Origin of the sequence: Mahella sp. (assembly GCF_020054945.1) — a bacterium.
In the GTDB taxonomy this organism is placed as follows: Bacteria; Bacillota; Clostridia; order Mahellales; family Mahellaceae; genus Mahella.
Genome location: NZ_JAIHAU010000066.1, coordinates 1 through 9,670 on the forward strand (window position 1 = coordinate 1; position 9,670 = coordinate 9,670).

Sequence of the window (9,670 nt, forward strand, 5' to 3'; positions counted from 1 at the left end):
GTAATGTGAGCCTCGCCAATGTTATTCCGGCTTTTTGCGCCAACAGCACTGCTTGCACTACCCCGAGCTAGCTGTTTAACTGCTGGCGACAGAGCCTGGAACTGGCTCTTGCATCCCAGGGTGTCTTGACCGGAATAACGTAGCCCGTCAAGGGCTGAGGCTGGTCAACTCCGAGGCTTCATGCCTCCGTCTTTAGACGGGGGTAGTTGACTTGCGGCTGTATATGCGCGGTAATATCACGACCGTTATAATATACCTTTACCCCCGGACGTACGGGTTGCTGCGATTCGCTTATACCAAAATATTTAAATACAGCCTTGGCGATGGAATCGGCTAATTGCTGTCTGAATTTGGCTTGCTTCAGCAACTCCTCTTCTCTCACATTGGTATGAAAGGCGCACTCTATTATAACAGCCGGCATGGACGTCTCGCGTATGATATAATAATAATCCCTGCCATTGCTAGCCTTTCTGGTCTTTATACCGCGATTGCGTAATTTTAAATCCGCCGATATCTGATTGACCAAATATGACGCCAGTTTGTTGCCGGTAGTGGTGAATAGCGAATAAAAAGCCTCCACACCATTAGCTTGAGGATTAGTGGCCGCATTGGTATGAACCGATATCAATGCGTCGGCACCGGAATTATTGGCTATGGCTATGCGCTGCACAGGCGTCACTGTCCTATCTGCATCCCTGGTCATTGTAACCTTTATGCCCGCTTGCTGCAGCTTGTAGCTAAGGCGCAGCGCTATATCCAGCACGCCGTCAGCCTCTATATAGCCGGTAGGCCCCCTGTTATACCTATCGGAGCCGCCGTGCCCCGGATCAATACATATATGCATAAGCTCTCTCTCCTTATTTTTTCTTCTTATGCATAGTATGTATTTAAAAAGCACAATGTTATATATATTATCTGTTTTTGCTGCGCCTTAAAAAGGCTGGTATGTCAAGCTCGTCGTAATCGATGCCTATACCGGCAGCCGCCTCTTTGGCCGCAGCCTTATTTTTATCTCTGGAAGGCACAGCCGCTTTCTTTTCGGTCCTCTCAAAGCCGGTGGCTATAACGGTGATGCGCACCTCGTCCTGCAGGCCATCGTCTATGACCGCTCCGAATATGATATTGGCCTCCTCATCGGCCGCTTCGGCTACCAATTCGGCCGCTTCATTGACCTCAAACAAACCCAGGTTTTTGGACCCGGTTATATTCAACAATACGCCTTTAGCACCTTCTATAGTGGTCTCCAAAAGCGGACTCTGTATGGCCTGGCGCGCAGCCTCCACAGCGCGATTCTCGCCGGTGCCGCGGCCTATGCCCATATGGGCCAGCCCTTTCTCGCGCATTATGGTCTTGACGTCGGCAAAGTCCAGGTTGACCAGACCAGGTACCGCTATAAGGTCGGATATGCCTTGCACGCCTTGACGCAATATATCATCGGCTATCTTGAACGCGTCCAGCATGGACGTTTTCTTTTCGGCCACCTGCAGCAACCGGTCATTCGGTATAACCACGAGCGTATCGACATAGCCTTTGAGTTCCGCCAGACCTTTTTCAGCATTCACCATGCGCTGGCGGCCTTCAAAGGCAAACGGCTTGGTAACAACGCCTACCGTCAATATGCCCATCTCTTTGGTTATCTGCGCCACTACCGGCGCGGCGCCTGTACCGGTACCGCCGCCCATGCCGGCCGTCACGAATACCATATCGGCGCCCTTCACCGATTGGGCTATCTCATCACGGCTCTCCTCGGCGGCTTTCTGGCCTATATCGGGATTAGCGCCGGCTCCAAGCCCTTTGGTAATCTTTTCGCCTATCTGAATCTTCTGATTGGCTTGAGACATATACAATGCCTGCTTATCTGTGTTGATAGATATAAATTCCACGCCTTTGTTTACCCCATACGGAGGACATGTCCAAACGCTGCTCATGCCTGCGCACAGTGGCACCGCCCGCTTTAGAGACATATTTCTTATTATTAGACGCATATTTTATCAAGCCTACGCCCACTGAAAATGTCGGGCTGGATACACCTATAAAATCCGGCGCGCCGATCCTTATCGGCATGTCCAATATCTGGCGGCCTAATTCCTTTGCCCCTTTGAGCAACGATAATCCTCCTCCGGTCAAGACTATGCCCGCGGGTATCTTGTCGGCGTAGCCCGAGCGTTCTAATTCATGTTTTATCAGATTAAACATTTCTTGCACCCTGGCTTCCACTATGTATGCTATTTCCTTTTGACTTATATTGGCAGGCACCCCGTCGCCCATCTTATTTATCGGAATATCACTGTCATCTTCAATCCACGATACCATGGCCTGACCATATTTCTTTTTTATATTTTCAGCCTCTGAAAATGGCAATCTGAAGCCTATGGAGAGATCATTGGTTATATGCCCACCTCCAACAGGTATCATAGCGGTATAAGCGAGATTGTCGTCTATAAATATAGAAATATCGGTTACCCCGGCCCCTACGTCTATCAACGCTACTCCAAGTTCTTTCTCATCATCGGATAGTACCACCGATGCCGACGCCAATGGTTCCAGAATCACCGCGGAAATATTTAATCCGGCTCTTTCTATACATTTTATCAGATTTTGAATCGATGTGGTAGTACCCAATGCAATATTAGCCTCTACTTCCAATCTTACGCCTACCATCCCGACAGGATCTTTTATCATATCGTATCCGTCAACGACATATTGTATAGGTAGTATATCCATTATTTCTTTACCGGGCGGCACCGCCATAACCTTAGTGGCTTGGAGCACCCTTTCCACATCGGCCTGCCTTATCTCGCGATCGGCATTGGAAACAGCTATAATGCCCTTATTTTTTATAAGCGAAACATGCCCGCCCGGTATCGCCGCGAATACCGAATTTATATTTATATCGGCCATATTCTCAGCCTATGTCCAGAGCAGCTATGACCTCACCCATTTATAATTAACCCCCTCAATCCTCTATTTTGTCTTTACCGCTGATGCTCTTAAGTATATAACGCCTTATGATTGCAAAATTCTGGAATAATCTGGTGCCAAACGCAAATATAGCAGCCAGATAAATGGGTATATCCAATCTATCCCCTATATATGCCAGCACTGCAGCCAATATAGCATTGCCGAAGAAACCTGAAACAAAAACCTCTATATCGAACTTTTTCTCCAGCCATGCCCTGACCCCGCCGAATACGGAGTCTAAAGCGGCTAATACGGCTATGGATACATAAGGCGCATAAGCCGTAGGAATATTAACGGGCAATATATAGCCCAACGCTAATCCCAATATAAGCCCCAATATAGGCAGCCACATAATCTATCACCCTCTTTCACCGTTCAACCGGTTTTGCATATCTGAAGTTTACCGGCCCGTAATAACCGGGCACGGTTATCTTATCCATCTTCTTTACGTTTATCTGTATACCCCAATATTTCAGTATATCATATATACCACCAGGCTGTATAAGTATGGCTTCCAATGTCGCCGGATCCCCTATCGCGTCTATAATAAATGGTGGTACAAAGCGCTCGGTATCGGTTATTATAGTAGGTCCTCCACACTTTATCTGCGTATTGGCCAAGAGCCTTTGCCCGTTCAGTGCCACAGCCTCTGCTCCGGCAGCCTTAAGATCATTGACTATACTAAGCAGATCCTGTTCATGCACAAGATAAGCATTTACATTGCTACCTTCTATCATCTCTCTGTCGCTGTCGTTTAATATAACCTGCACGCCTGGACCCTCCAACTCGGTAAGCCCTGCTAATATACGCGCGTCGTCTAATTGCTGTGTTAGGTGCTTTATATAGGTACTATCCTCGCCGCCCTGTTTTTCCAGCTCGGCCATACGCGCCTGATGACCCTTTAATTCTTCCACCAATTCTTGTTTTCGCTGTTCCAATCCGGTTACCTGCTGTTGCAAATTCTCTATCCTCTCCAGCGATGATGCAATAGACGGATCGTTTACATTGCTCGGAGATTTAAACTGCAGCATAGCCAGAAAGGCTGTTATGGCCAGAAAAAATGCTATGAGCAGCTGTTGCATCGTTTTTTGCATACCTACATCACCATTATTCCTTAGGTGGTACGGGCTTGGCGTATTTGAATTTTATAGCACCGGCATACTTAGGCACCATGACATTATCGGCTTTTTGTATTCTTACAGTTATACTATAGGTACTCAGCATATCCACAACACCGCCGCGCAATGTAAGAGCCTTTTCAAGATTTTCCGCATCGCCTATAACCTTAAACACATACGGAGGCGAGTAAGGCGTAGTATTTATGTTTATATGATTGCCCGCATTTCGTATCTCAGTAGTAGCTATGATTCTTTCCTCATTTATAGCTATCGCTTCAGCTCCCGCAGCATTTAATTCGTTCACTATTGTAAGCAGGTTGTCGTATTGTATAGCCATTGGAATATTCTCATCTACGGTTATGATAAGACCGGGTCCTTCCACATCGGTCAAACCTGCCAGCATACGCGTCTGCTGCAATTCATTCTCCACCGTCTGAGCCAATTGGCCGGTATTCTGAGCCGATTGCTCGTACTCTCGTATACGTTGCTGAAATTGCCGTATTTGTTCCTGTAAGTCCTCATTTTCCTGAGTCAGTTTCTGCACGCGCGCAGTCAATTCTTCGGCTCGCTGTATCGATGTGCTGCCGCCTACCCTCTGCACATTTTTAAACTGCGCTGCCAGCATTATGCCTAATATCATGCTTACAAACATTATCGCCAACTGGCCGCTTTTTTTATTCAATAGCCCTTCACCTTTCATACGGTTTATTTATAGTAAGGCGTGTATATAGCCTGACCGGCATATGCCACATCCAAGACACCTTCCGGTTCGGTTTGGCCTTTGTCCGCCAGGTCCTTCAACGCCGCTTGTATCCATGCCATTTTGGTATCCAGATCTTGGCTGTCGCCCATCCTTATCTGCATACCCCAATCGGTCATAACTATTATATCATATTCGCTCTGAATATCTATATGGGTAATATTGGATAACATGCCCCATTCCTTTAAGGCGGCATATAGTTCAACCAGCGCTTTGCCCTTATCAGAGCCATTGCTTATATTATCACCCATATCGAACACCATATCATCCATGCCGATAACTATAGGAAGCATCCACTGCCCCTTTTTCTCCACATGTTGCAGGTATACACCCTCCTGATCTACTAACGCATACCCGTCTGCAACCTCGATCATTAAAGCCTCTTGGCGTTCGGTTATATTTATTACCAATTCGGCCGGCAATCGACGATTTATGCTATCGACTACTATGTACGGATCGGTTTCCAAGCTCCTCTCTACTTGCCGCTTGTCCACTTCAAATATATTCTGTCCAATTACAACGCCGCTTAAATCGATAATGTTATTATACGACAATTTCTCATTGCCGGAAACAGTTATTTTTCTTATATCAAAAATATCGGTGGTAAGAAGAAGAAGGAACAGTATCGCTAATAAAAAAAGCATCAATATAGATAGAAATATATTCCTTCTTCTTTTTATTATATCCAACGACTTATCGGCAATCCGTTTATTAAAATCGTAGTTTATCATACGTTTAACCACACCTCTATGAAACGATAGACACATCAGCGCCTAAGTTATTTAAAACATCGCACATGCCCTCATAGCCGCGATCCACAAAATATATGTCGTCTATCAAAGTAACGCCGGATGCCGCCAAAGCAGCTACTATAAGGGCTGCTCCACCGCGCAGATCTTCGGCCTTGACTTCAACACCTTTTAGCTCCTGCACTCCTTTTATAATAGCGGTCTTATCGCATAGCATTATATCAGCTCCCATGGCTATCAGATCATTTACATGCCTGAACCTGTTCTCGAATACCGTCTCCACTATTCTGCTTATACCGTCCGCCTTGGTCAGCACTGCCATGGTTATAGCCTGCATATCGGTCGGGAAACCGGGATACGGCAATGTGGTTATGTCTACCGGGTATATACGGTGAGGGCCTTTTACATGCAATGAATCGCCATCCGATGATATATCGCATCCGATATCCTTATATTTGTCTATTATAGCGGCCATATGTCCGGCATTTATATTATCGAGCACTATATCCCCGCCTGTAATGGCGGATGCAGCCATATATGTCCCAGCTACTATTCTATCGGGTATTATGCTGTGATGCACTGCATGCAATCTATCCACGCCTTCTATAGTGATAATACTGGTGCCTGCGCCCGACACTTTACCGCCCATTTTGTTTATGAAACATTGCAAATCCCATATCTCGGGTTCACGTGCGGCATTGGTTATAACGGTTTTGCCCTGTGCCATAACCGCTGCCAGCATTATATTCTCAGTAGCCCCCACACTCGGATATCCGAGTATTATATGATTGCCAATCAGTTTGTTAGCTGCGCATATGAGATGGCCGTCATCTTCACCTATATCGGCGCCCAACATTTTCAATCCCTTCAGATGGAGGTCTATAGGTCGTTTGCCTATGTCGCATCCTCCGGGATATGTAAACCTGGCTTTCCCCATGCGCGCCAGCATCGGTCCGAGCAAGACTATGGATGATCTGAGCTCCTTGAACAACTTGTCCGGAAGCATCCAGTAATTTAAACCGCTTGAGTCTATTATTGCGCGATGATCATCGTATTCCACCTTGCATCCTATATACTGCAATATTTCAATCATGGCCACCACATCGGCCAGATACGGGCAATTTTCTATTACGCTTACACCGCCGTTTAACAATGTCGCCGCCAATATGGGAAGCGCGGCATTTTTTGAACCGCTTACTTTAACTTTACCCTTCAGGCGCCTACCGCCTGCTATTCTCATCATAGACACAGCCAACACCCCCGCGAAAGATGCTTATAGTTTACATATCCATAATATGCAGCACTCGCCGAGGTGTTACAATAATAGCTTATGGTAAACGCTTGGACGACACGAGGCGGTTGACTATGTCGTATATCCTCTCATCGGCATCAGTTATGCCCAGCGCCCTGCTGTTATCGGCCATGTTTTTTAATCTCTCTTTATCCTCAAGCAATTGTCCCACAGCTTTTATAAAGGTCTCCGGAGTAATGTCTTTCTCCAGCATAACCAGCGCCGCGCCTTCTTTTTCCAACATTCTGGCATTATACTCTTGATGGTTGTTGACTACATTAGGCGATGGTATCAATATAGAAGGCAATCCTCTGGCGGTTATCTCAGCCAGAGCTATGGCACCCGCTCGCGATACCACAAGGTCGGCGGCAGCCAATGCCTCTCCCATATCGTATATATAGGGCAATACCTTTATATTGCGGTTTGCGGCCAAATCAATGCTTTTGCTTTTTATGCCATTCAGCACCGTTTCATATTGCGCGTTACCTGTAGACAACAGCACTTGATACGGCCTTCGCCGCTTTATCACCCACTCTATCAGGCCGGTAGCCATCTGATTTATACGCTCTGCCCCGCGGCTTCCGCCTATGATGGCTATCACAGGCTTATCAGCAGAAAACCCCAGTGACTTGCGCGAAGGCTGAGGCTTAGCATCTATTATCTCGCGCCGCACAGGATTACCGGTAATTTCCACTTTGCCCGTAGGCACGTTAAAGTACTGAGCCGACTGATCAAAACTTATAGCTATTTTATCTACAAAACGGCTCAATATGCGGTTAGTGGCACCGGGCATAACGTTTTGTTCGTGTATGACAGTGGGTATATGTTTCAACGATGCTATAAATAATACCGGCCCGCATACATAACCGCCCGTACCTATGACAACATCAGGCTCAAATCGGTTTATTATACCGCGAGCCTCTTTTAAGCCATGTTGAAGGTCAGCCAGCGTTTTAAATACATCAAATGACAGTTTCCTGTTAAATCCGCTTACCGTTATGGTTTCCAGCTTAAAGCCTTCTTTAGGCACAAGCTGGCTTTCCAACCCCTTCTTCGTACCTACAAATAATATTTCGGTTTCCGGCCTATGCCGCATTATAGCTTTGGCGACGGCAACTGCCGGATATATATGACCGCCGGTGCCTCCGCCGGCAATTAAAACCCTCAATCTATCAAACCTCCGTCACTCGATCTCGCAATGCTTGGATATATTAAGCAATATTCCCATGCTGGCCATAGATATGCTAAGCGATGAACCTCCGGCGCTTATAAACGGCATAGGCACGCCGGTAGGCGGCATAGACGATGTGACCACAGCCACGTTCATGATAACCTGCAGCGCCACTATCGATATTATACCTGTGGCCAGCAGACGGCCAAAGCTATCTTTTGCCGTTATAGCCACGCGCAAACTGCGCCATATCAAAAACATGAAGATAAAAAGTATGGCCACACCACCTATAAAACCCAATTCTTCACATATTATAGCAAATATGAAGTCGTTCTGGGGCATGGGCAGATAAAATTGTTTCTGTCTGCTATTGCCCAAGCCTACGCCCCAGAGACCGCCCGAGCCCAGAGCATAAAGCGACTGCACCAATTGGAATCCGGTATCGCTGGCATCCTGAAATGGATCCCTGAAAATCATTATGCGTTTATACCAATACGTATCCGCTATAATGCCGGATGAAATTATATAGGCCGCCGCACCGGCACCGATGCCTAGCAAGGACGCCAGGTGACCTATATTGGCCCCGGCTGCGAACATCATAACAAAGCACAGCATTATCATAGTCAGAGCTGTACTGAGATTGGGCTGCATTACTATTATAACGAAAAATATACCCGCTATGATCAGATATGGAACAACGCCTTTGCTGAAAGTCTTCATAGCATCATTTTTTTTAGACATACTTCGCGCCATGTATATGACCATAGCTATTTTGGCTATCTCGGCCGGCTGTATGGTTATAGGCCCCAACTTTATCCATCGCGTGGCCTCGTTTATGGTAGCCCCCACCCCCGGTATGAAAACCACAAGCAACAGCAATATGCTCAACACAAGCAAAGCATTGGCCCAACGCTCCAGCTTATGATAATCATAATTCATCATAAACACCATGGCCATAAAACCCAGAACAGCCCACATTAACTGGCGTTTAAAGAAATAATATCCATCGTTGTAAGTATCCACAGCGTAATTGTAACTGGCGCTGAATACCATTACTATGCCTATGCTTACAAGCAATAATACCGAAAATAATATAGGATAATCGCAAGCTTTTTTAGGCAATGCGCCTACCTCCTCAATTCTCTGACTGCCTCTTTGAATACCATCCCGCGTTGTTCGAAATTATCAAACATATCCCAACTGGCGCAAGCCGGCGATAGTAAAACGCAGTCGCCCGCTGATGATAAATGCCATGCCTGCTTTACGGCCTCTTGCAAAGATTGTACTTTGTATATGCTTTCAAATCCCATACGTCTGGCTGCAGAAGCTATCTGATCGGCCGTCTCGCCCAGCAACACCAAGGCCTTGACTTTATTGTCAAATGCCTCTATAAAGCCGGTGAAATCCGCATGTTTATCCATACCACCGGCTATCAGTATTATAGGACCGTCTACCGCTTCTATGGCTTTAATGGCAGCATCGGGATTGGTGCCTTTAGAATCATTTATAAACCGCACGCCCTCTATTTCATCGACAAACTCTATGCGGTGCTCCACACCTTCAAATGTACGCAAACCTTGCGCTATGACATCAGGCCCTATGCCCATAGCATAAGCAATG

The 9,670-nt window shown here is 46.4% G+C and carries 10 protein-coding genes and 1 pseudogene; all 11 read right to left on the reverse strand.

The genetic code is table 11. From position 1 onward, the window contains the following. Positions 1-178: 178 nt before the first annotated feature. On the reverse strand, positions 179-844 hold the full coding sequence (locus JG770_RS10165; protein ID WP_291958581.1) for an N-acetylmuramoyl-L-alanine amidase: 666 nt from the start codon (positions 842-844) through the stop codon (positions 179-181). Positions 845-911: 67 nt separating this feature from the next. Continuing rightward, positions 912-1,889 (reverse strand): annotated as a pseudogene (ftsZ, locus tag JG770_RS10170) (cell division protein FtsZ); the annotation flags it as partial. Continuing rightward, entirely contained in the window at positions 1,855-2,901 is a 1,047-nt protein-coding gene (gene ftsA / locus JG770_RS10175; protein WP_291958588.1) for a cell division protein FtsA, read from the reverse strand. The pseudogene ftsZ and the gene ftsA, both read right to left, overlap by 35 nt. 55 nt (positions 2,902-2,956) lie before the next feature. Next, positions 2,957-3,313, reverse strand: coding sequence for a small basic family protein (locus tag JG770_RS10180; RefSeq protein WP_013781202.1), 357 nt, complete (start codon positions 3,311-3,313; stop codon positions 2,957-2,959). Positions 3,314-3,329: 16 nt separating this feature from the next. After that, entirely contained in the window at positions 3,330-4,055 is a 726-nt protein-coding gene (locus JG770_RS10185; protein WP_291958591.1) for a DUF881 domain-containing protein, read from the reverse strand. Positions 4,056-4,068: 13 nt separating this feature from the next. Beyond that, positions 4,069-4,761 carry a DUF881 domain-containing protein gene (locus tag JG770_RS10190; RefSeq protein WP_291958594.1) on the reverse strand — a complete coding sequence of 231 codons (693 nt, stop codon included), beginning with the start codon at positions 4,759-4,761 and terminating at the stop codon, positions 4,069-4,071. Positions 4,762-4,784: 23 nt separating this feature from the next. After that, positions 4,785-5,582, reverse strand: a complete 798-nt coding sequence (locus JG770_RS10195; protein WP_291958597.1) for an FtsQ-type POTRA domain-containing protein — start codon at positions 5,580-5,582, stop codon at positions 4,785-4,787. 4 nt (positions 5,583-5,586) lie between these two features. Then, positions 5,587-6,837 (reverse strand): UDP-N-acetylglucosamine 1-carboxyvinyltransferase, encoded by a 1,251-nt coding sequence (gene murA / locus JG770_RS10200; protein WP_291958600.1) that lies wholly within the window; start codon positions 6,835-6,837, stop codon positions 5,587-5,589. Positions 6,838-6,916: 79 nt separating this feature from the next. Continuing rightward, positions 6,917-8,047, reverse strand: coding sequence for an undecaprenyldiphospho-muramoylpentapeptide beta-N-acetylglucosaminyltransferase (gene murG / locus JG770_RS10205; RefSeq protein ID WP_291958602.1), 1,131 nt, complete (start codon positions 8,045-8,047; stop codon positions 6,917-6,919). 15 nt (positions 8,048-8,062) lie between these two features. Continuing rightward, on the reverse strand, positions 8,063-9,172 hold the full coding sequence (spoVE, locus tag JG770_RS10210; protein ID WP_291958605.1) for a stage V sporulation protein E: 1,110 nt from the start codon (positions 9,170-9,172) through the stop codon (positions 8,063-8,065). A gap of 5 nt (positions 9,173-9,177) precedes the next feature. After that, the coding region (locus JG770_RS10215) for a cyanophycin synthetase (RefSeq protein ID WP_291958607.1) at positions 9,178-9,670 on the reverse strand (493 nt) is incomplete at its 5' end.

What these genes read in the sequence shown, in the direction of transcription:
- JG770_RS10165 (WP_291958581.1), bottom strand. Translation starts at nt 844, where the DNA reads ATGCATATATGTATTGATCCGGGGCACGGCGGCTCCGATAGGTATAAC.
- ftsA (WP_291958588.1), bottom strand. Translation starts at nt 2,901, where the DNA reads ATGGCCGATATAAATATAAATTCGGTATTCGCGGCGATACCGGGCGGG.
- JG770_RS10180 (WP_013781202.1), bottom strand. Translation starts at nt 3,313, where the DNA reads ATGTGGCTGCCTATATTGGGGCTTATATTGGGATTAGCGTTGGGCTAT.
- JG770_RS10185 (WP_291958591.1), bottom strand. Translation starts at nt 4,055, where the DNA reads ATGCAAAAAACGATGCAACAGCTGCTCATAGCATTTTTTCTGGCCATA.